General features: G+C 47.4%; 18 protein-coding genes. 7 read left to right on the top strand and 11 right to left on the bottom strand.

Translation table 11 applies throughout. The features are described from left to right. Window positions 1–12: 12 nt before the first annotated feature. The gene (locus QUB30_RS14280) at window positions 13–963 is read right to left on the bottom strand and encodes a MoxR family ATPase (protein ID WP_333334264.1); all 951 of its coding nucleotides are present in this window, start codon (window positions 961–963) and stop codon (window positions 13–15) included. Next, window positions 960–2,177, bottom strand: coding sequence for a DUF4350 domain-containing protein (locus QUB30_RS14285; RefSeq protein ID WP_333334266.1), 1,218 nt, complete (start codon window positions 2,175–2,177; stop codon window positions 960–962). Before QUB30_RS14285 ends, QUB30_RS14280 begins: the two co-directional genes overlap by 4 nt. Before the next feature lie 655 nt (window positions 2,178–2,832). On the opposite strand from QUB30_RS14285, the gene QUB30_RS14290 reads away from it, so the two are divergent. Both QUB30_RS14290 and QUB30_RS14295 read left to right on the top strand, forming a co-directional pair. Beyond that, window positions 2,833–6,195 (top strand): Calx-beta domain-containing protein, encoded by a 3,363-nt coding sequence (locus QUB30_RS14290; protein WP_333334268.1) that lies wholly within the window; start codon window positions 2,833–2,835, stop codon window positions 6,193–6,195. Between the two features lie 171 nt (window positions 6,196–6,366). Continuing rightward, window positions 6,367–6,498 carry a hypothetical protein gene (locus QUB30_RS14295; protein ID WP_333334270.1) on the top strand — a complete coding sequence of 44 codons (132 nt, stop codon included), beginning with the start codon at window positions 6,367–6,369 and terminating at the stop codon, window positions 6,496–6,498. A 247-nt stretch (window positions 6,499–6,745) separates the two neighbouring features. Here the strand turns inward: QUB30_RS14295 and QUB30_RS14300 are convergent, their stop codons facing one another. Next, window positions 6,746–7,339 carry a DUF4129 domain-containing protein gene (locus tag QUB30_RS14300; RefSeq protein ID WP_333334272.1) on the bottom strand — a complete coding sequence of 198 codons (594 nt, stop codon included), beginning with the start codon at window positions 7,337–7,339 and terminating at the stop codon, window positions 6,746–6,748. Between the two features lie 126 nt (window positions 7,340–7,465). After that, the gene (locus QUB30_RS14305) at window positions 7,466–7,591 is read right to left on the bottom strand and encodes a hypothetical protein (protein ID WP_333334274.1); all 126 of its coding nucleotides are present in this window, start codon (window positions 7,589–7,591) and stop codon (window positions 7,466–7,468) included. 226 nt (window positions 7,592–7,817) lie between these two features. Here QUB30_RS14305 and QUB30_RS14310 point away from each other — a divergent pair, with 226 nt between their 5' ends. The 3 genes from QUB30_RS14310 to QUB30_RS14320 all read left to right on the top strand — a co-directional run bounded on the left by QUB30_RS14310 (window position 7,818) and on the right by QUB30_RS14320 (window position 12,056). After that, window positions 7,818–9,545: a diflavin flavoprotein gene (locus tag QUB30_RS14310; protein ID WP_333334276.1), complete on the top strand. Its 1,728-nt coding sequence runs from the start codon at window positions 7,818–7,820 to the stop codon at window positions 9,543–9,545. A 143-nt stretch (window positions 9,546–9,688) separates the two neighbouring features. Next, entirely contained in the window at window positions 9,689–10,318 is a 630-nt protein-coding gene (locus tag QUB30_RS14315) for a hypothetical protein (RefSeq protein ID WP_333334278.1), read from the top strand. Next, the gene (locus QUB30_RS14320; RefSeq protein ID WP_333334280.1) at window positions 10,311–12,056 is read left to right on the top strand and encodes a diflavin flavoprotein; all 1,746 of its coding nucleotides are present in this window, start codon (window positions 10,311–10,313) and stop codon (window positions 12,054–12,056) included. Before QUB30_RS14315 ends, QUB30_RS14320 begins: the two co-directional genes overlap by 8 nt. 97 nt (window positions 12,057–12,153) lie before the next feature. On the opposite strand, the gene pgsA is transcribed toward QUB30_RS14320, so the two are convergent. The 7 genes from pgsA to QUB30_RS14355 all read right to left on the bottom strand — a co-directional run bounded on the left by pgsA (window position 12,154) and on the right by QUB30_RS14355 (window position 19,913). Continuing rightward, window positions 12,154–12,672, bottom strand: coding sequence for a CDP-diacylglycerol--glycerol-3-phosphate 3-phosphatidyltransferase (gene pgsA, locus QUB30_RS14325; protein WP_333334282.1), 519 nt, complete (start codon window positions 12,670–12,672; stop codon window positions 12,154–12,156). A 156-nt stretch (window positions 12,673–12,828) separates the two neighbouring features. Next, window positions 12,829–13,668: an ADP-ribosylglycohydrolase family protein gene (locus QUB30_RS14330; protein WP_333334284.1), complete on the bottom strand. Its 840-nt coding sequence runs from the start codon at window positions 13,666–13,668 to the stop codon at window positions 12,829–12,831. Between the two features lie 80 nt (window positions 13,669–13,748). Then, window positions 13,749–14,459, bottom strand: coding sequence for a sugar transferase (locus tag QUB30_RS14335; protein WP_445300500.1), 711 nt, complete (start codon window positions 14,457–14,459; stop codon window positions 13,749–13,751). A gap of 273 nt (window positions 14,460–14,732) precedes the next feature. Continuing rightward, on the bottom strand, window positions 14,733–16,727 hold the full coding sequence (locus QUB30_RS14340) for a hypothetical protein (RefSeq protein ID WP_333334288.1): 1,995 nt from the start codon (window positions 16,725–16,727) through the stop codon (window positions 14,733–14,735). A 53-nt stretch (window positions 16,728–16,780) separates the two neighbouring features. Continuing rightward, window positions 16,781–19,090, bottom strand: a complete 2,310-nt coding sequence (locus QUB30_RS14345; protein WP_333334290.1) for a hypothetical protein — start codon at window positions 19,088–19,090, stop codon at window positions 16,781–16,783. A 216-nt stretch (window positions 19,091–19,306) separates the two neighbouring features. Then, a complete protein-coding gene (locus tag QUB30_RS14350; protein ID WP_333334292.1) occupies window positions 19,307–19,513 on the bottom strand; it encodes a hypothetical protein in 207 nt (68 codons plus the stop codon). Window positions 19,514–19,688: 175 nt separating this feature from the next. After that, complete coding sequence (locus tag QUB30_RS14355) at window positions 19,689–19,913, bottom strand: hypothetical protein (protein ID WP_333334294.1); 225 nt, start codon at window positions 19,911–19,913, stop codon at window positions 19,689–19,691. Between the two features lie 259 nt (window positions 19,914–20,172). On the opposite strand from QUB30_RS14355, the gene QUB30_RS14360 reads away from it, so the two are divergent. After that, window positions 20,173–20,883 carry a Crp/Fnr family transcriptional regulator gene (locus tag QUB30_RS14360; protein WP_006632342.1) on the top strand — a complete coding sequence of 237 codons (711 nt, stop codon included), beginning with the start codon at window positions 20,173–20,175 and terminating at the stop codon, window positions 20,881–20,883. A gap of 89 nt (window positions 20,884–20,972) precedes the next feature. Continuing rightward, entirely contained in the window at window positions 20,973–21,470 is a 498-nt protein-coding gene (locus QUB30_RS14365) for a universal stress protein (protein ID WP_333334297.1), read from the top strand. Window positions 21,471–21,497: the final 27 nt, after the last annotated feature.

Raw genomic sequence — 21,497 nt, forward strand, 5'->3', positions numbered from 1 at the left:
TTATATTTCAGTTTACCTCGGTACAGCGACTTGTTTTAATACCGAAGCAATTACCGAATCAATTTGCAACCCATCTAGCAGCGATTCTGGTTTGAGAATCAGACGGTGACGCAAAAGCGGCAGTGCAATTGCCTTGACATCATCAGGAGTAGTATAATCCCTGCCGACTAGCCAAGCGTGAGCTTTACTGCTTTGCAACCAAGCTACTGCCGATCGCGGAGAAGCACCCAATGCCAAATCGGGATGTTTTCGCGTATTGTGTACCAAAGCGAGCACGTAATCGAGCACTTTCTCTTCTACTTTGACTGTTTGTACTGCTTGACGGGCGCTAATTATTTGCTCTACCGTTGCTAAAGATTTGATCCTAGCTAAATCGAGGCGTTTGGCGCGAAATCCTGCCTCTGCGTTCAGCAACATTTGCTTTTCGGCGGCTGCATCGGGATAGTCAACCACCAGTTTAAATAAAAATCGGTCTAACTGAGCTTCTGGTAGCGGATAAGTGCCTTCAAATTCTAGGGAATTTTGAGTGGCGATCGTCCAAAATAATTCTGGCAGTGCTAAAGTCTCACCGTCTAACGTTACCTGCTGTTCTTCCATTGCTTCTAGCAGCGCTGACTGGGTTTTCGGAGGCGTGCGATTAATTTCATCCGCCAGCAAAACTTCAGTAAACACTGGCCCTTTTTTCAGGGTAAAACTGTGGCTGTCAAAATCAAAAATATTCGTTCCCAATATATCCGACGGTAAAATATCCGGCGTTAGTTGAATGCGACGAAAATCTGCTTGAATCAATTGGGCGATCGCTTTTACAAGTAGAGTTTTCCCGGTTCCAGGGACTCCCTCAATAATTACGTGGCCGCCGCTCAAAAGTGCCACTAGCAAGTGCTGTACTGTGGAAGATTGACCCACAACTATTTTGTCGAGGGCTTGGCTGAGGCGTTTAAAAATCGAGTTTGTTTCGCTCATTTGAGATTTTTCCTGTCAGAGGGGAGATGTTGACGGATCTGCTGCCATTTACCCAACCAGGCTAGCAAATCTGAATCGCTGATTCGGCGTTTATGAGATGGCGAGGGCAGAAGTTCTGACAATTCTGTCGCTTTTCGCCCTGTTTGCTCAACCCAAGCATTTGTTAGGGTTTCACTTTCCAGCGATCCCTGTCCCAATAATAATGCTTTTTGCAGTTGTAACTGTTCTTCTTTTCCGATAATTTCTACCGCAAAATCAGTGCTGTTTGCTTTTTGCAAAACACCCGCTAATGCTTGAATGTAAGCTTCGCTGTTGTCAACCTGCGGCGCTGATATAGTTACAGCCTGTCCAAACCTGTTCCACCCGGCAAAAATAGCAACGAATAAAATAATTGTACCCTGTATCAAAACTGGCAATAGAGGAGTTTTGGCTAAATAAGTGAATAAATTCCCCTCGTATTCCCGTTCAATAACTTCTGGATCTTTGTAACCGTGAATGTATTCGTCTACCCAGACTTTATTGAGGATTTTACTTGTTCCCTGGCTTTGCGGGTCGATTGAATTTTGGATTAATTTCACTGCTAGAGCCTGCTGGGCCCCTTCTATTTCTTGTTCTCCACCTTCTAATTGAGTAACCAGCCCTGCTAAAAATTCATAATTACCTGGAAAATCCTGATAAGCATTAGCAGCTAAATGGGAGGTACTGGCAAAATAAACTGTACCCTTTCCCACTGGTTTTTTCCAAACAATTGCCCCAAATTGATCGTCTAAAACTTGTTTTTTGTCGCTGGGGTATCTCCGCCCGGTGTCAATCTTGATTTCCCCGGCTGAAGCTGGGTGCAAGCTACTAAAAGGTGCTGATGTCACCGGGGCGCGAACTCCCAAATTTACCAAAGTATTGCCCTGTTCCACCCACTTTTTATCTGTCTCAGAAACACCTTCTGGTATCAATTTACTATAAATACGTAAAAGTGTACTGGGCGGTTTTGTATCTTGGTTTTTAGCAAAGTCTTCAAAAGGTTTTTGCCAGCGCTGAACCTCGGTTCCCCGTTTTGACATAAAAGCATACCAGGCTCCGTAGCCGTCCGGCGCTCTATTATAAGTAGAACCGCTGTTGACTTTGTTGTTAGCAGGAGCAAATAGCAGGGTAATGATAATTATTACAGTAATGGCGATCGCTCCCAACAACCATAACCTACGCTTTGACAAGTTCATCGCTCGTTAAGTAAGTAAGTAAGTAAGTACAAATAAATATAACATGAGGGCGGATTTTGAATGAATCAACTCACTCCTCATGTAGAACCCATTTGACATATTTTAGCGATCGTCAATCACATTACGGAGCACCAATAAACTTGGTTTTTTAGCGATCGCATTTTTAATGGAATCAGATTTAACTTACGCCCGAACCTCAATTTTCAGAAATTCCCAACTGGGTTATGCTTAGACATATAAAATCATGAGTATTTTTACTCACTCTTGTCTCTCCTGATTCACTTTTGTCCGCTGAAGCAGTGAACGCGGCCTCTTGGGGGACCCGGAATGTGGGATTTAAGCTCTCCTCTACAGATGTGGAAAACCCGCTTTTTATAGGGCTGAAAAAAAGATCGCAATTTTTCCGGATAAAACTTATTGATGATGAAAGTTAGACCTATCTATGTAAATATGTGTAAGTAGGTGTAATTATTTACACTCTACATTCGATCGGGGGCAATAATACCTTCAGATGCTTATGGGGCAAGCATTTTTACTTGATTTACCTACACGTATGAGAAAATTTTTCTTGCAGTGACCGATCGCTACAAGAAAGCCCAACCTCTGGTTTTCAGTCACTTCTAATCTTTAATTACTCATCATCAAAGGAGAAGCTATGGCTACTTTATTCACTGGTTCTTTGGGTACAACCACTAATTACAGCAATGTCAGTGACCTAATTACACAATGGCCTACTGCCGCCCAGAATCAAGGCATCCAACTGTCTGGGATAGCTTTTGATGGCGCGGAAACGAACTACACCAACCCTACTGCCATCAGCAACCTCACCTTAGCAACGAACGAAAACCCTAAAAGCTGGTTGAGCTACGGCGGTCCCGGTGGTATTGGTGTCCCATCTGATTATCCTGGTTGGTTTACCGATGTCAATAAACTTCGGGCGGAAATCAACTATGACCCCAACACCGATAAATCTCAGGTGCTGAAGGTGAAATGGGCAGATAACAAAGACATTACTAGCGCCACGATCGGCCTCAGTGGATTACTTCCCAAATCAAGTTCTACAGTGAACGATCAAGGCAATGAAGTTGGTTTGCTGAAACTCTTTAATAATGGGACGGAGGTATCGGCCAGCAATTTTACGATCGCTCGCCTCACCCCTCCTAACCCTCAAAAAGCGATCGGTGTGTCTTCAGATGGAGTGACTTTCATTGGCGATAGTGCCGATGGCAATTTCACATTCCAGATACAAGCAAATTCCACTAGCGTTGCTTTTGACGAATTACGGTTCTCCGCCAAAGCCTACGATAGCCCCACCTCTGCCTACGCCACTAGCACCTCCATCAAAAGCGATAGTTCCGACTACCTAGTGCGGAGTATTCAATATCAAGGCCTTGATGTGACGCCGACGCCGACGCCGACGCCGACGCCGACGCCAACTCCGACGCCGGCGCCGACGCCGACATCTCCAAGTATCTTCCAGTTCGCCCAACCAAATTACACGGTGGCTGAAGGCGGCGTGGCGACGATTAACGTTACTCGCACCGGTGGCACGGCGGCTGCATCAATTAACTACTCTACTCTTGACGGTTCGGCAAGTTCAGCAGGCACTGCACCGGATTACACTGGAACGTCGGCGGGGGTGTTGAATTTTGCTGCGGGGCAAACAACCGCTAGTTTCACCGTGACGGCTTTGAGTGATTTGATTTTGGAATCGCCGGAAACGGTGAATTTGGTGCTCTTCGGTGGCAATGTCGGCAGTAGTCCGTCAATTTTGACGATTAATGATGTGGCGACGCCGACGCCGACGCCGACGCCGACGCCGGCGGCGACAACTCCAAGTATCTTCCAGTTCGCCCAACCAAATTACACAGTGGCTGAAGGCGGCCCGGTTACGATTAACGTTACTCGCACCGGTGGCACGGCGGCTGCATCGATTAACTACGCTACTGTTGACGGTTCGGCAAGTTCAGCAGGCACAGCAGCGGATTACACTACGGCGGCGGGGGTGTTGAATTTTGCTGCGGGGGTAACTACCGCTAGTTTCACCGTGACGGCTTTGAGTGATTCGATTTTGGAATCGGCGGAAACGGTGAATTTGGTGCTCTTCGGTGGCAATGTCGCCAGTAATCCGTCAATTTTGACGATTAATGATGTGCCGCCAACTCCGGGGACAACTCCGGCGCCGACGCCGACATCTCCAAGTATCTTCCAGTTCGCCCAACCAAATTACACGGTGGCTGAAGGCGGCGTGGCGACGATTAACGTTACTCGCACCGGTGGCACGGCGGCTGGATCGATTAACTACTCTACTCTTGACGGTTCGGCAAGTTCAACAGGCAGTGCACCGGATTACACTGGAACGTCGGCGGGGGTGTTGAATTTTGCTGCGGGGCAAACCACCGCTAGTTTCACCGTGACGGCTTTGAGTGATTTGACATTGGAATCGCCGGAAACGGTGAATTTGGTGCTCTTCGGTGGCAATGTCGGCAGTAGTCCGTCAATTTTGACGATTAATGATGTGCCGCCAACCGGGACGACGCCAACTCCGACGCCGACTCCGACATCTCCAAGTCTTTTCCAGTTCGCCCAACCAAATTACACGGTGGCTGAAGGCAACGTGGCTACGATTAACGTTACTCGCACCGGTGGCACGGGGGCTGCAACCATTAGCTACGGTACTTTTGACGGTTCCGCAAGTTCAGCAGGCACTGCTGGAGATTACACTTCGGCGACGGGGGTGTTGAATTTTGCTGCGGGGCAAACAACCTCTAGTTTCACCGTGCCGACTTTGACTGATTTGAATGTGGAATCGGCGGAAACGGTGAATTTGGTGCTCTTCGGTGGCAATGTCAGTAATCCGTCCATTTTGACGATTAATGATGTGGTGTCAACTGGGACAACGGTAACTCCGACGCCGACTCCGACGTCTCCAAGTCTTTTCCAGTTCGCCCAACCAAATTACACGGTGGCTGAAGGCAACGTGGCTACGATTAACGTTACTCGCACCGGTGGCACGGGGGCTGCAACCATTAGCTACGGTACTTTTGACGGTTCCGCAAGTTCAGCAGGCACTGCTGGAGATTACACTTCGGCGACGGGGGTGTTGAATTTTGCTGCGGGGCAAACAACCTCTAGTTTCACCGTGCCGACTTTGACTGATTTGAATGTGGAATCGGCGGAAACGGTGAATTTGGTGCTCTTCGGTGGCAATGTCAGTAATCCGTCCATTTTGACGATTAGTGATGTGCCGCCAACTGGGACAACGGTAACTCCGACGCCAACTGGGACAACGGTAACTCCGACGCCAACTGGGACAACGGTAACTCCGGCGGCAACGACCGTTTCAAGCTATTTCTTCGGTGCGGCTAATTACAGCGTGCCCGAGGGCAGCGCTGCGGCGATTACCATCAATCGCAGTGGCAACCTTATCGCACCGAGTACGATTACGTTCAGCACGGGTGGCGGTAGTGCTAAGTCTACGGGTTCTCAAGTGGATTACTCCAGTGTGTTTCTAACGGTCAATTTTGCAGCCGGACAAACTAGCGCACAAGTTTCGGTTCCAACTTTACCTGACGATCTCATAGAGAATACTGAAACGGTGGGTTTGTTCTTGAGTGGTGGCAGTGTGGCTAGTCCGTCACTGGCAGTTTTGAGGATTATTGATACTACTCCTGTGCCTCCGGTTAAGTTCTTTTACAGTCCGACTCCTGATGCTATTCTTGAGGGTGGTACTGGAGTTGTTACGATTAATCGGACTGGCGGTAATCCTGCGGTTTCGGCTTCGGTAGACTATCTGATTGTTGATGATGGTGAACTTATATACCCCACAGACTACACCATTCTCAGTCCATCTGGTGGGAATATTAGTGGAGGGACGGTTAGCTTTGGTCCCGGTCAAACTAGCGTTAGTCTGACGATTCAGAATAGTTCTGTGCTGACGACTGGGGACGTGACTTTTGGCTTTGCCGGAGGTAATTTCTTGGGCGATCCGGCATTCGCTTCAATTACTCTGATTTAAGGCTGTTAGTAGGGTGAGGAATCCTTGCTCTACTAATATGTCCCGCAAGTAGTTAAATGCTTTTTATCAGTCTGATTCCTCACTACAGCTTTTTTCAAGAAAGTGAGGTAGGCGGGTAAAATCTTCGCTAGCTTAACAGCAGCGAGCATTGTCATCGATCGAATTACTGACTTGCGTTCGGCTAGTACGCGAGACAGCAACAAAGTTAGCAATGTCAGGCAAGAGGGGATTCGCCTGCAAGGTGGCTATACCGATATTGAGAACAACGATATCACCAACGCTAATATCGTATTGCTGGGGTAGGTGCTAGTTTCGTCGTTTTCAACCCATTTGCTACTTCGCTCTTATAGAACCGTTTCAAGGTGGTACTCTTAGATGCTGCGCCGGTTATTCGAGTACGACCTTGAACCCTTATATATTGAAAGAATTAGATGGCGATTTGCCATTGGGTGCGGGTTTTTGAGATTATCTGTTTTTGGCAATTATTGTTGGTAAAACCCGCCCCTAAAATTATCGATTGGATATTATTATTTTTTTTGCGCTTACCTACTTAATCCTTAATTTGTTGATAAGCTTGCTGACACTCTTCAAAGGTTGAGACGGAAGCTTCCCTATTCCCAAAATATAGTTGCTGATGTATTTTTATCAAAGTTTCGTAAGGCGCTGGCTGGGGTAATTGCTCGATTAATTGCAAATATTCGCCATCAGTGCGGCTGGGTTGGTGAATCGCGGTTCCCGCATCATTTAACCGCTGCAACGCCGCCAGGTAAAGACAGCGGCAAGCTTGGCGGTATTTCCCTTGTTGCTGCAAATTTTGCGATCGCAACAACCACTCTGCTACGGACAAATCTTTCATTGTTTGTTTCGCACTGCCATCAGTTGTTTGATTTCTCTTTTTGAAATTATGAATATAAAAACGCGACAGTTGCCAAATCTGCCAACTCGCCCAGACTGCCAGCAATGCTAAAATTAACCAAAAGACGGCTTTAGCGATCGCCCCCAAGATGGGGGAATCAAACCAAGATGGCAATTTAACATTCGGTATATTTTGGGCAGTTTTTAGTTCCCACCACTCCTGCAATCGCTGTTGCGACTGGCCTAATTGCCACCCCAAATTAGTTTTATCAAAGGAACTTTCAGACATAGCTTTACATCAATGAGTCGATTTTTGCTTGTGGATTGGGAATTTTTTTATTTTATCATTATCCCCAAATCCCCGACTTGTTAAAGAAATCGCGGATAAGACAGCGCGATCGCGTTTTACGTTTGATTAGGTTGACTTAAATGCCGAGTTATTGTCCCTAATCCAAATCGCCGCGCGATCGAGCATCGCATTTGACTGATAGTCTTCTAAAGGGGCGATCGCCCAACCGATAGAACTCAGTTTCCTTACCACAGAGATAAGTTTTTTGTCAACTGTTTATCGACCAAAAATTGATTTTATTGAATTTTCCTTCTTCCTCAAATGCCTTACATCCCGATTCAGTGCGCGTTGCCGAACTGCCTGATGCCATAAATTTTGGGATACTTAACAGCCTCATAAGAAATTTTATAAAGATTTACAAAAGAAACGTGTCAGAATGAAGACAATAAGGTAATGGGTAACAGACAAGGAGGCACTGATGGTAGCGCTGACTGAACGAGTCCAACGCAGATTGACGGTGGAAAAAGTCGAAATTGCCCCTGACACAACGGCAATTCGATGCCTGGACTGGGATAGAGACCGCTTTGACATCGAATTCGGACTCAAAAACGGTACAACTTACAACTCATTCATCATTCGCGGTGAAAAAACAGCCCTCGTCGATACCTCGCACGAGAAGTTTCGCCAGCAGTACATGGAAACTCTGACGGGCGAAATTGACCCCAAAGAGATTGACTATCTAATTATCAGCCACACCGAACCAGACCACAGCGGTTTAGTCAAAGACGTGTTGGCGCTGGCACCCCAAGCGATTGTCGTGGGGGCGAAAGTAGCAATTCAATTTTTAGAAAATCTTGTACACCAACCATTTGAACGATTGATAGTCAAAAATGGGGACAAACTAGATTTAGGAAACGGCCACATTATCGAATTTGTATCGGCCCCGAACTTGCACTGGCCCGATACTATTTTCAGCTACGACAGCAAAACTCAAGTGCTGTTTACCTGCGACGCTTTCGGGATGCACTACTGTACCGACAGCACCTTCGATGACGATTTAGCAGCGGTTGAGGAAGATTACCACTTTTATTATGAGTGCTTGATGGCTCCCAACGCTCGATCGGTACTTGCTGCGATGAAGCGGATGGCAGAATTGGGAGAAATCGGTACAGTTGCGACCGGTCACGGCCCCTTGCTGCGGCACAACGTAGTTGAACTCACCGGGCGCTACAAAAAGTGGAGCCAAGAACAAGCTAAGGCAGAAACCACTGTAGCGGTATTTTACACTTCCGACTACGGATTTAGCGATCGGCTCAGTCAGGCGATCGCCCACGGTATCACCAAAACCGGTGTCGCTGTGGAAATGATGGATTTGAAAACCGCCGACTTGCAAGAAGTTGCGGAACTTGTCGGTAATGCTGCCGGTATCGTAATTTGTTCGCCGCCGAGTGGCGGTACTGCTGCTGCGAATGCCGAAGCTGCCATCAACACAATTTTAGTTGCAGCTAACAACAAACAATCTTTCGGTTTGTGCGAATCCGGCGGCGGCGATGACGTATCTATTTACCCGCTGGGAAACAAGTTCAAAGAATTGGGTTTAAAAGAAGCATTTCCCAACATTGTAATTAAAGAAACGCCGACGGAACCGATTTATCAACTTTGCGACGAAGCCGGCACTGACTTGGGACAGTGGCTGACGCGGGACAAGGCTGTCAAACAGATGAAATCTCTCGACAGCGACCTCGATAAAGCTTTGGGACGGATCAGCGGCGGACTGTACATCATTACCGCTCAAAAAGGCGAGGTTAGCGGTGCGATGCTGGCTTCTTGGGTAACGCAGGCAAGTTTTAAACCGCTGGGTTTAACAATAGCAGTTGCGAAGGATCGGGCGATCGAATCGATGATGCACGCGGGAGATAAATTTGTTCTCAACGTGCTCGAAGAAGGCAATTATCAAACCTTGATGAGGCACTTTTTAAAGCGTTTTCCTCCAGGTGCCGATCGATTTGCCGGAGTTAAAACTCAACCTGGTACCAACGGTTCTCCGATTTTGACAGATGCTTTGGCTTACATGGAGTGCGAAGTAGTCAGCCGGATGGAACTTTCGGATCATCATATCGTATATGCGATCGTCGATAGCGGCCGCGTATCCAATCCCGATGCACTGCCGGCCGTTCACCACCGCAAAGTCGGAAATCACTATTAGGAAGGAAGTTCGGCTACGCAACAACTCTCAAATTATGGTGCGCAGCGCGCACCTTACCAGGTTCTAAACGTAGGGTGCGCACTGCCCAACTTACCGGGCAAATCGTTGTCATTTTGACTCCATTTTTACTAGGGGAATTGCCAATGCCTGCCAATCTTTTAGAAGACCGAGATTACACAATTATTATTGCCAGAAGCGATGCCAGCAGAGACCCCCAACATCCTTGGTACGAGGATTGGGTAGAAGCACAGGCATCTCTGATCGACTTAGCAAAAAAATGTCAGCAATTTGACAGCAACGGCATCACCCTTTACGAAGCTTCTACTCCTATGTGGAAGTATAAAAATTCCAATGTTGCTCGGTTAGCTGAAATTTTGCAGCGACAAAATACGGAACCGGATTCAGAAAAACCGACTACAATTCATTTGGAAGAAGCTCTGAAAGAAACTTTTAGCGATTATTTCGCCAGCAAAACAAATGCCGCCGGGAACAAAGGAGCAATAATTGTTGCAGTCCTAGATCAAAAACCCGAAAATACCGCTGGTATCGCCGAAATTCTTGTAACGGCGGCAAATAAAATAGATAAAGATGAAGAAATTGGAGTCAGCTTTATCCAAATTGGGGACGATTTGAAAACCAGGGAATTTCTGACTGACCTGGATACGAATTTACAGGGTAGAGGTGCAAGGTTTGACATTGTAGATACTAAATTTTGGCACGAAATCAAAAGAAGTTCTGTAGTTCAGTTTCTCATAGGTGCAATTAATGACTAACACTTTGACTCCTCAACTCGCATCTGATGCCAAACCCCGCGACGTGCAGTTTATCCAAATTGCTGCAGATACTTTTATTGTGCGATCGCGCACTTGGGACAGACTCAAGTTTGAAGTAGAATATTCCCTGCAAAGGGGGACGACAGCAAACAGCTATATTATTCAAGCTGACCAAACTGCTTTGTTCGACCCGCCGGGGGAATCTTTTACTCAAAATTATCTCGAATCTTTGCAGGAACGGGTGGACTTGACAAAGCTCGATTACGTGATATTGGGGCATTTCAATACTAACAGGTCAGTAACAATTAAAGCTCTGTTAGAATTAGCTCCAGAAGTAGCTTTTGTTTGCACGAATCCCGCCGCAATTGGTTTGCGAGCCGCTTTTCCCGAACAAGAGTTAAACATTATGATCGTTCGGGGAGAAGAAACTCTCAACTTAGGAAAAGGTCACGCCTTAAAATTCATTGCGACTCCGACTCCTCGCTGGCCAGATCAACTTTGCACCTACGACCCGCAAACTCGAATCGCGTTCACAGACAAACTATTTGGAGCCCACGTTTGCGGCGACCAAGTATTTGATGAAGGGTGGAGCGTTTACAGCGAAGACAGGCGCTATTATTACGATTCTCTGCACGCATCTCAGGCAAAACAAGTGCTGGGGGCAATGGATAAATTAGCCGATTTACCCGCAGCATTTTATGCTCCCGGTCACGGCCCGATCGTCCGTTACGGCCTTAATGAACTGAGCAATTTGTATCGGGAATGGAGCCAGCAACAAAATTCAAAAGACTTGACAGTGGCTTTGATTTATGCTTCGGCTTACGGCAATACGGCTACTTTAGCGCAGGCGATCGCCAAAGGAATTACTAGGGCGGGGGTTGCGGTGGAAAGTATCAACTGCGAATTTGCCGAACCGGGAGAAATTAAAGAGGCGATCGAAAAATGTGCGGGATTTATCATCGGAACTCCCACGCTAGCAGGACACGCACCCACCCAAATTCAAACTGCTTTGGGAATTGTTTTATCTACTGCAACCAAGAGCAAACTAGCGGGGGTTTTCGGTTCTTTTGGCTGGAGTGGAGAGGCGATTGACTTAGTGGAAAACAAGCTGAAAGATGCCGGCTATCGCATCGGATTTGAGCCGATTCGAGCTAAATTTAAGCCGACTGCTGCGACTATTCACGAGTGTACAGAAACGGGAACGGATTTTGCTCAAGCTTTGATTAAAGCGCAAAGATTGCGGGCACCGAAACCGCAGTTAGCAGCAGGGAGCGATCGCACTGAACAAGCAGTAGGGAGACTCGTTGGTTCGCTGTGCGTAGTCTCGGCGAAGCGGGAGGATGTCACCAGTGCCATGCTGGCTTCCTGGGTGTCGCAAGCAACTTTTAATCCGCCGGGCGTGACGATTGCGGTGGCGAAAGATCGATCGATCGAATCTTTGATGTACGCCGGAGATAAATTTGTGCTGAATATTTTAGCAGAAGGGCGACAGTTGCGCAAGTATTTCATGAAAAACTTTGCTCCGGGAGAAGACAGATTTGCGGGAGTCGAAACAATGGAAGCTAGCAACGGCTGTCTCGTTTTGACTGATGCTCTAGCTTATCTAGAATGCAAAGTGATAAGTCGGATGGAATGCGGCGATCACTGGGTAGTTTATGCGGCGATTGACAACGGTCATTTGCTCAAAAATGACGGCGTGACAGCGGTGCACTACCGGAAATCAGGGACTCATTATTAAGCTACTGCTAGGACACGGCAATGCCGTGTCCCTACAAATATATCGAAGTTTTTATCTGCGTTAATCCGCGTTCATCTGCGGTTTAAATAAAACCGATTTACTTGTCCTCTGCAGTCTTTTCCGGCCACAGATAAATAGCGCCAGAAATCAAAGTTAAAGCCACAGAAACCCAAAAAGCAATTAATGCGGGAAAATTCCACGCATCAGACAAAGGAGCAATTAAAAGTGCGATCGCCACAATTTGACTCACCGTCTTCAACTTCCCCCAAATATTAGCACCAGAAATTTTAGTTTTATTAACACGCCACCCCGCAATTGTCAACTCCCTTCCCAAAATTAAAAACACCCCCCAAGCCGGGACTCTACCCAACTCAATCAACACTAAAAGCGGCGCGAGCACCAACAATTTATCCACCAAAGGATCGAGAAACTTACCCAAATCGGTAATTTGATTCAGCTTCCTAGCCAAATAGCCGTCCAGCCAATCAGTAGCCGCAGCTACCACAAAAATCGCGGTGCAAATCCAGCGGCTTTGCGCGCTTGGGTCGTACAAACCGTAGAGCAGAAAAGGCACTCCCAGCAAGCGAGAAAACGTAATCAAATTAGGCAAATTCATAGCAGAAGGAAGAAGAGCGATGTAAAAATGCAATTGGGGACAATCGTTTCAGTGATTGAGAACGTCCTGACTGTCGGGCGCGGTTGCTGTGAATCAAAAATTAAGCGCAACTCTCCGAAGATTGCCCTTAATTTAACATTTTTTGCAGTCACTTTACTAAGCAATGCTGTTCATCAATTTTTTATCCAGTTCTATGATATAATCTCGACCGTAAGATTGATTTTCTAATCCTTGTACCAGATTTTCTGGCAGGTCTTGGGCAATTTCACTGCTACAGGAACCAGCAGCTAAAGCAATGGTTGCTACTGTATCGACATCTCCCGAAAAGGCAATGCAATCTTGGAGCAGTTTGCTCATACTATCATTTCGCATGACAGCAGTAATAGCGGCTCTAACACAGACCAAACCTTTAGCGCTGACTTCTCCTTGCCAAGGTATCGACCACTCACCAGCAACCTGCCTTTCTATAAAATTTCCCAAATTATTCTTTAAACCTAACTGATAAATAAAGTAATGAGACATCAAAGCGGCCGCTATAGCTGCATTAATGCCATCGGGAGTATTGTGGGTAATTGCAGCTTGAATGGTAGCATTTTCGATGACTTTTTCAACAGTCGGAAAAATGCCAATTGGGCCGGCTCGCATCGCCGATCCGCTTTTATCGCTAGCGGAGTGAATTTTTTCTAAGAATTCTTTGCCGTCTTCAACTTGTAGTAAAAAATTGTAAAATTTGCCAGCATAACCTACTCGGCGATCGCGGTGAAAAGCTGCAACAAATTTGCTGGCTAAAAGTTCCGGCGTCCAAGGTTCTCGGCTGACGATAGCTTCTGCGACGGCTAAACTCATCTGCGTATCGTCGGTGTAACATCCAGGCTGGATGTCGTGACGGGGATGCTTGATGTAGCCGTTGAGATTGTTGTAAAACTCGATCGTCTGCAGGTCAACAAATTCAAAACCCGCACCGTAAGCGTCACCAATCGCTAATTCTATTAACATATATTTAATCCAGTTTCCAAATATTTCATTTCCTGTTTTTTCCTAAAATAATAAAAAAACCCCCAAAACAACTTACCTATTTAACAAGCACCGTCTTTAGTCAACACCACCCAAATTGTTTTGCAAATCAGACTGATGTCGTAGAAAACAGACCACTTGCGCTGATAGTCGAGATCCATGCGAACAATATCGTCAAAATCTTTAACTCCTGAACGCCCGTTAACTTGCCACTCCCCAGTCATACCGGGCTTGACATTTAAACGCTGCCAGTGAAAATCGTCATAGGCAGCAACCTCATCGGGAGTGGGCGGCCGAGTTCCCACCAAACTCATGTCGCCGACTAACACGTTCCAGAATTGAGGCAACTCATCCAAACTCGTGCTCCGCAAAAAGCGACCGACGCGGGTAATTCGCGGGTCATTTTCATTCTTAAAAATGTGACCGTTGGCTTGGTTGCGAACTAAATGTTTGAGCTTTTCTGCACCGACAACCATCGATCGAAATTTCCACATTCTGAAATGTCGCCCTTTGAAGCTGCAGCGGACTTGACTGTACAGCAGCGGGCCCGGATTGTCCAACAGCATCGCCACTGCGACCGGCACCGCCACCGCAGCAGCAATTGCCAGTCCCAGCAGCGAACCCAAAATATCGATCGACCGCTTTACCTTGCTTGTTACCGATCGGTGAACCTGCGGTTTGGATACACAAACTTTGTAAGTAGATTTTTGCACAAATAAGGACAGGATTTCTGATAATACTGATGATTTAGAGTCACCCATCGGAAATTTCATTTGATTTGTTTCAACTTTAAGGAGATCTCACGTCTATCTTATTAGCCACCCCAAATTTGCAGAACCTAAAATACTCAGCTTTGCACAATCTTTAAAAAGCAACAACACTTTTATAAAGTTTCTGTGTATTTTATGTAATAACTTATGAAATTTATGTAAACTCAAGTACATTTACATAAAAAACTTAGTCCTGGTCGCAAAAAACCCAGTTTCTACTAGGAATGTTCGGGGAAGACAGGGAGGATTCCACTGAGAAACCTGGTTTTTTCCAGTTTAGCGATAAGTATCCGTGCGAACATCCCAAGCAATTGTTAGCGGTTCTAACAATTTTTGCTGGCTGCTAGAAGCGAGTTTGCCTAAATATTCGCGAACAACAGAGGCGTGTTCGAGATTCAAGCGATAACCCCGCGAGACATCTTCAAAGAACAGCGGCTCGGCCAAAATTGCTTCCCAATCGGGATTTTGCCTCGACTCCTCGGCCAGCAGCATGAAATCTTCCTCCGCAGGCACAAGTCCCGCCGGCAAACTTCCTTCCAAAATCCGCAAAATCCGGGGTTCGCAGGTACGGGTATTCACGCCCTGGCGTTCCAACAACTGCAAAATTTCCTGAAAGCTCAAAGTTTCCCCGCCCAAAACCTTCATTAATTCCCACAGCAGAAAAAAGTCGCTGTACTGCTGCTGCGACACATCCAAAATGTGAGGATAAAGAGCCAAACTCGCCAACCCGCAGGCAACTCGACCAAATTTTGGGGGGGAATTTGTACTTTGAGATACAGAATTTAATGCAGAATTATCAATCTCAAAAATATCTCGATCGACTTCCAATTCCTGGTCTTGAACCACGATCGCATTCGGCAGCTTCTGCCGCAACCAGCGGGCGATCGCAGGCCAAGCACCCATACCCCCTGCACAAATCGCCTGATTAATCCCCACCGGCGACATTCCCGCGCGACTGAGCAAAGCATTCAATTCGCGGTTCAACTGCTGCACAAAAGGCACTAAAACTAGACTTTCCAAATCTTTGCGCTTCACATCCCAATGCTGCTTGCCAATATCCAAAGCAAAACTTTTTTGATGTGGCAAAATAACTTTTATTTGCCTTGCCGCCTCTAACAATTGCAGGCCAAAAGCAGAACCTTGCAACCGCTGCTGCAATTGATAGCGGTTCGGCAAATCTGGATGTCCCGGACGCGGCAAATCGATCGACATTCCCCAAGTTTCATTTTTAGCCAACAACTGACAGATAATATCCTGATCGAAAGCATCGCCAGCAAAAGCAAAACTGTGGCAAGTAAAATCAGCACGAGTTAAATCTTGAAGATTGGCCGGCAACTCAACTAAAGCTAATTCCACCGTCGCCGCCCCCGCATTCAAAATCAAAGTTCCCCCGCTAAAAGACGAAGCATTCACACTCAGCGGTGCAGCTTCTTCACCGCCCTTAGCAGAATCCACGGCTGACGACTCGACTTCCATACCATTTGTCACAGGAGTTACAGCAGCAAGCAAAGTGGCGATCGCATCTTCCACCACAAAAATTTGCGAAGCCGAAGCCACCAGAGACGCGCCCAAAACAGCCTCCCGCAGATTAAACATATAAACATCCGACCAGCCGGCCGGAGTCCCCAAAATTACACCCCGCAAGTCTAAAAGCGCCGCATCAAGAGTTTCTGGCGTCAGCCCCGAAGCCCTACAAATTAAATTAGAAACTGGCAATCCTGCAAAATTCGTCCTCGGTGCAGAATCCAAAACTTCCCCCGATCCGGCAAATTTTTGCCCCTGCTTCGTCGGATTCAAAGTAGCCAGCAGCGCCCGCACACCTTGCAGCGGCAAGGCGATGGAAACAGCCTGCAAGGGCGACCACTGCAACAGCGGTTCGTACATTCCAGCAGTTTCCCGCTGATAAGGAATGCCCACCTTTAAAGGCAATTTTAAATTTTGCAGTAAAAATTCTCCCGCAGGCAAAGCCAGGGGTGGGAATCCCACCGACTTGACTGTCACTTGCGGTGCAGGGCTCCCTGAGGCTGTTTCCGCAAGCACCGCAGCCGAGGGAATCCGAAAGCTGGGGCCCGCAGCCCAAGCCTCAGCCTGCGGTGCTTCCCAGTAAATCGGGTGCAACTGGCCTGCTTGGCGATCGAACAAAGCAGCAGACAGCCCGCTGGAACCGAAATCAATGCCCAAATACCAGCTAGAATTCCGGCGTTCCCGGGATGGGCCGATCGCACCTGCTGCAGAATGCCCAGCCGAGTCTTGCTGCTGTGTCCCGGCCAACTCGCTAAAATCGGTTTTCCCCTCAACAACTCCTGCTTTACTCTCGGTCGAAATTAGGTTTTTTTTTTACTTTCTGGAGGACTCGATCGCAGTTCGTTAGTTTCGGCAGTTTCTGGAGGGGGAGAATCAGTCAAAGGTCGATCGGTCTCGGTCAAACTAGCCAAAATCTCGTCTAGCGTCAAATTCGAGTCGTCTTCCTCCGCCAACAAATCATCCTCAAGTTCGTTTTCCAAAACAAAGGATTCATCCTCAGATGAGAGTTCCAACACATCGGAGAACAAATCCTCCAGCGTGCCGAGTTCTTCCTCTGCGACCTCGGCAAAGGGATTTTTTGCACCGCCCTCCTCGGGGGAACTCGCCGATAAATCCAAGCTGTTAGCTGCTGAGAAATTCGATCGCCCGAAGCTAGTATTTCCCAATCCCTCCAGATTGTAGAGGTCTGCCTCTAACAGTTCCAGAGTATTGTTGTCCAAATTAAGAGCTCGATCGAGGTCATCTTCTAATGCCTCGACCGGCAGCAAATCCTCGTCCGCCGAAGCTTGGATGTAGCCATCATCGAGCCGCAGCGACAAAGTGCCGGACTCGCCTGTTTGAACATCACCGATACTCGACAAACCGGGCGCGGCACTGGGGCGGTTCGGGCTAATTTCAGCAGGCGTTCTCAACGTCAAAGGTGGCGATTCAGGCATCGCAGCGTCGAACTGCTCGCCTCGGTTTTGAGCCGTTTCTAGATTTTCTCGATCGTCCGGGTCAATTTGCAGCGAGGCTGTTGAGACTGGCGGTTGTGAAACTTGAGGTACTGATGGCGCTTGCGGTTCAAATAAATCGGCACTATCTAAAGTTAGAGATTCTACAGAATTACCTCTTACGAAGTCTGAATCTGGATTTACTAAAATATCTTCCAGCGATTCGCCTTCATCCAGCAGATTTACCAACAAATCTTCGGTCATATTTAGGGCGTCTGCAGTTTCATTATCCGACGCCGATTGATATTGTACAGCCTCACTTGCGGTTTCAAATTCAGTATTTTGGGGTAGTAAAGTTTCGAGTTCTAATTCTACTTCGGCGACTGCTTCTCCCGCGAACAAACTTGCATACAAATCCTCAACCTCTTCGTCTATTTCTGCTAATCTATTTTCCGATTCATCGCCTGCAAAAGGAGTTGTTGTTCGAGATTGGTCGGGTGCATAACCGGACAAATTATTGTCCAACTCGGGGAGCAAAATTGGGGTTTGAATGCGGTCGCGATCGCGCCTCAATTGTCGAAATTGCGGAGAAATTTCTGTACCGGCGTAGGGAAATCTGTCTTGTTCTCCGAATTCGCCGGTGCGGTTGGACTGCACCGAGTCTCCAGTCTGAGTCTCGGGGGCTGAGTGGTCGATCGCAGTATTTGAGAGGGCTGGAGCGGCATCAGACCGCTCGGCTGCGGTTCGGGAGACTGTTTCGAGATTTGCTAAATCGATCGGCTGCTGTACGTAGGAAGACGCTTCTCGCCCCAACTGTCCGGCCAAGTGGTTGACGAAAGCCGCGAACCTCGCCTCGCTCTGCTGGCTCAAACCGTACATATTGTCGATTTCTTGTCTCAAGGAAGCTTGATAGCTTTGCAGATTTGCTTGCAAAGCCTCGAACACGATACCCATCCTAGAATCTAGACTCATCAGCAGACTGTCAGCACGAGATTGCAACAGTTGCATTTGCTCGAACCTCTGAGCCGGCGTCAGCAGCGGGTGTTCTTCTGAGGTTTGTCGGTTAAGTGTTACGTCAAGAGCCGATGCTTCTGATTGTGCGCTGCCCAAAGAGTAAGGTACTGCGCTGCTTTGCAATAACTGATTTTCTAGGGAACTTAGAATTTGGGAGAAATCGCTAGTCAAGGTTTCTTCCAAGCGGGCAGTCAGTACCTGCAAGAATTCAGAAATGATTTGCTGTTGGTTTGCTTGTTGCTGAGCTAGGGATTGTTGCTGCTGCCGTTTTGCTTCTAGCTGTTTGATTTCTTGAATTAGAGCTTGCTGCTCTTGGCGCAGAGCTTCTATATCTTCTTGGAGCGGCCCCGTCAGGCTGGAACGCAGGTGGCTGATTTCTCCGGTTACGGCAAGCATGATTTGCTCTGCTGCTGAGGGGCGAGGGGGGGGCAGAGGCACTTTGGGTACTGGAACTGGTTCGGGGCGGACATTTGGGCGGGCGGGCCCCTTGGCGGCCGCTAGCTTTGAGTCTGAGGAAACCAGATAAGCGCGAACTCGCTCTAAAAGTTGGCGCTGGTGGACGCTATCGATCGAACCCGTCCAAGGCAAGCGGGGTGCGGGCTTGCTGAGTACCTCGTCAATCTCAGCAATCAGTGCTTGAATTTTGTACTTCTGAGAATTCAAGGGCGGAACCTCTGGGAATGCGGCTTGGGAGAAACTTTACCGAAAAAAGACTGAAGTCAGGCGGCAGCGATGCCAATAGATAGAATCATCTGAATGCGAGTCTGTCAATAATTCACTAATATTTTCTGACAACTGTTAATTAACCTTTTGTCTTCGGATCACTTCTATTGCCTATGATAGGTTAGCCGGTACTTCCGCACCAAATGCCCGCTTCTATCAACTGCAATTGCTCTCTAATTCTGCGTCGGCTTGCCTGTTTTTTGGGCCGGATGTCGATTCCTGCTCGCGATAGGTGCGATCGCACGAACTTTGGGGTTCACCCGCTCTCTCGGCCGGCGGCACACCGTCACCCCGAGTTAAACTAGCGTGGCGGCGCGCTACTCTCTCTCGATCTTTTACCGACTTGGAAAAAACATCAAACAATTGGCGATTTGGGATGCCCAGATTCGGGATTGTCCCAGTACAGTCGGTTTGAGCAACCTTTTATAATAGCGTTTTATCGGTATTCATGGCTAGATACTAATGGTACAATAATCTCGGGGCAGCAGAAAAGTTTGCTGGGAACTGCGTCAGTTTCGCTCGCTCAGAGCGCCCGCCTTTAGGCTCGCAATAGCTGTGGATTTTGCCGATCGTGCTGATATTTGACAGATTCCAGGCAGTTGCAGTCGGATTGGGCCGCTGTCTGTCTTGCTTGCAGGCTGGTGCTGGTGGATTTTGCCGATCGACTGCACGGTCGAGTGACAACAAATCTCTCAGCAGTGTTAAGCTTGTCTTCGCGAAGTGCTTTCAAAGGTAATTCGATCGGCTCAGTCGTTTGCCACATTGCTAAAATTTTGTTAATAAAATTTGCTCAGTGGTATGTGTCTAAAAAATTATGGTATATTCTTTAGTTTCTAGCTCGCAATCAGAGCTTGAGGCTATTAATTCCCATATTCGGCATTGGACCGCAAAACTTTAGAGGTAAAATTGCCGATTTTAGATAGTTGTTTCTCAAATCTTGAATCTCAAATCGAATGACTCGGCTGCAAGCTATTTCTAACTGCCCAGCGCCGATCAAGCGCATAAATTAAAATGATGGCCTCATGGAAGACCGCTTTAACACCCGAGATCCGAATTCCAATATAAATCAATTGATAGTTTCTACTCCTTTTTTTGCAGGGTTACCCGATCCTGTAATCGAGAGAGCAACTGTCCACATCGTTACCCGCAGTCATCCGTCAAATCAAGTGATTTTACTCGAAAATGACTGGGGAACATCAGTGTATTTTATATTGGATGGTTGGGTGAAAATTCGCACCTACAACCTAGACGGAAAAGAAGTAACACTGAATATTTTAGGGAAAGGAGAATTGTTCGGGGAAATGGCCGCGATCGAAGAAGCACCGCGATCGACAGATGTGATCACCCTAGCCCCGACACTGATCGGCAATATGCCATCTCAGGATTTTGTGCAGCTCATTCATACCGAGCCGCTAGCAGGCATTCGCCTAGCTCAACTGATGGCGCGTCGCCTGCGACAAGTCAACCGCCGCCTGCGTTTGCGAGAGTCGGACAGTACCTCGCGAGTAGCAGATATTCTATTATTTTTGGCAGAGGGGCAAGGGAAAATCATGTCCACAGGAGGTACAGAAATTCCCAACCTGCCGCACAGAGAATTGAGCAGCCTCAGCGGGCTGGCTCGAGAAACAGTAACGCGAGTGCTCAGCAAGCTGGAAAAAAAAGGAACTATTCAGCGCGAACGTGACGTTTTGTGCATTCCCGACCTGCACGCGTTGGAGCGTCTGTTAGTCTAGAAGTATCGGAGATTGCTAATTTGAATGAGATTCAAAAGCACTCTCTGTTAACTAACTGATATTAATGATTTCCCGCAGGAGGTAAAGCTGTGAGTTTTAAGAAAATTTTCGCCGCCTTAGATGATTCTGAACTGGGCCACCGCGTCTTCAGCCAAGCTTTAGAATTAGCTCTGAGCGATCGGGCCCAGGTGATGCTATTTAACTGCGTTACTGTCAGCACGCTGGGCGAGACGGCAGTACCAATTCCGGTAGATTTGGGCATGAATGTCGAGTTAATGGATCAAGCTTATCAAGCTCAACGTTTGCGGCTGGAAAGGGAGGTAAAACAGGCTTCGGGTTTGCTGAAAAATTACTGCGACGCCGCAGCAAAACAAGGATTGCAGGTGGAATTTGACTGCAAAATGGACGGCGATCCAGGGCATAGTATCTGTGAATCCGCCGAAAATTGGGGCGCAGATTTAATAGTTTTGGGGAGGCGCGGCCGCACGGGGTTGGCAGAAGCTTTCCTCGGCAGCGTCAGTAATTATGTCGTTCACCACGCATCTTGTTCGGTTTTTGTAATTCAGGAAGTCAAAACGGAAAAATGATGCTGCTGAAAATTTTGGCTGAGAAAA

The organism is Microcoleus sp. BROC3, from assembly GCF_036702515.1.
Lineage (GTDB): Bacteria > Cyanobacteriota > Cyanobacteriia > Cyanobacteriales > Microcoleaceae > Microcoleus.

Excerpts from the sequence above, each read along its gene's own strand:
- QUB30_RS14280 (WP_333334264.1), bottom strand. The coding sequence starts at position 963 with ATGAGCGAAACAAACTCGATTTTTAAACGCCTCAGCCAAGCCCTCGAC.
- QUB30_RS14285 (WP_333334266.1), bottom strand. The coding sequence starts at position 2,177 with ATGAACTTGTCAAAGCGTAGGTTATGGTTGTTGGGAGCGATCGCCATT.
- QUB30_RS14290 (WP_333334268.1), top strand. The coding sequence starts at position 2,833 with ATGGCTACTTTATTCACTGGTTCTTTGGGTACAACCACTAATTACAGC.
- QUB30_RS14300 (WP_333334272.1), bottom strand. The coding sequence starts at position 7,339 with ATGTCTGAAAGTTCCTTTGATAAAACTAATTTGGGGTGGCAATTAGGC.
- QUB30_RS14310 (WP_333334276.1), top strand. The coding sequence starts at position 7,818 with ATGGTAGCGCTGACTGAACGAGTCCAACGCAGATTGACGGTGGAAAAA.
- QUB30_RS14315 (WP_333334278.1), top strand. The coding sequence starts at position 9,689 with ATGCCTGCCAATCTTTTAGAAGACCGAGATTACACAATTATTATTGCC.
- QUB30_RS14320 (WP_333334280.1), top strand. The coding sequence starts at position 10,311 with ATGACTAACACTTTGACTCCTCAACTCGCATCTGATGCCAAACCCCGC.
- pgsA (WP_333334282.1), bottom strand. The coding sequence starts at position 12,672 with ATGAATTTGCCTAATTTGATTACGTTTTCTCGCTTGCTGGGAGTGCCT.
- QUB30_RS14330 (WP_333334284.1), bottom strand. The coding sequence starts at position 13,668 with ATGTTAATAGAATTAGCGATTGGTGACGCTTACGGTGCGGGTTTTGAA.
- QUB30_RS14335 (WP_445300500.1), bottom strand. The coding sequence starts at position 14,459 with ATGAAATTTCCGATGGGTGACTCTAAATCATCAGTATTATCAGAAATC.
- QUB30_RS14355 (WP_333334294.1), bottom strand. The coding sequence starts at position 19,913 with ATGTGGCAAACGACTGAGCCGATCGAATTACCTTTGAAAGCACTTCGC.
- QUB30_RS14360 (WP_006632342.1), top strand. The coding sequence starts at position 20,173 with ATGGAAGACCGCTTTAACACCCGAGATCCGAATTCCAATATAAATCAA.